At 45.6% G+C, this 250-nt stretch carries 1 pseudogene; it reads right to left on the bottom strand.

Annotated elements, in window-relative coordinates:
* A pseudogene (locus R0J87_RS22940) lies at positions 1–226 on the bottom strand (bifunctional metallophosphatase/5'-nucleotidase); the annotation flags it as partial.
* Between the last annotated feature and the right edge of the window lie 24 nt (positions 227–250).

Raw genomic sequence — 250 nt, 5'->3', positions numbered from 1 at the left:
CAACTTCTTCCTCAATCGCTAGTTGTTGGAAGTGAGAAGACAGAATAATTTTGTTAATGCCTTGCTCAGTTAGGGTATCCACTTCCTCCTGAATCAGATCTGCTAGAGCCTCGATATTGGTTGAGTCTTCAGGGAGAACGCCAACATCACCAGGGCTAGAAATACTTGCCAAAGCAGGAGTAGTCGCGCCAACAACACCAATTTCTTCACCATTAACATCAATCACGGTGCTGCTAGTGATGCTGTTGGG

The organism is Halomonas sp. SIMBA_159 (assembly GCF_046536035.1).
Lineage (GTDB): Bacteria > Pseudomonadota > Gammaproteobacteria > Pseudomonadales > Halomonadaceae > Vreelandella > Vreelandella venusta_A.
The sequence above is the reverse complement of the archived record's forward strand: the minus strand, read 5'-3'. Positions and strand labels throughout refer to the sequence as shown.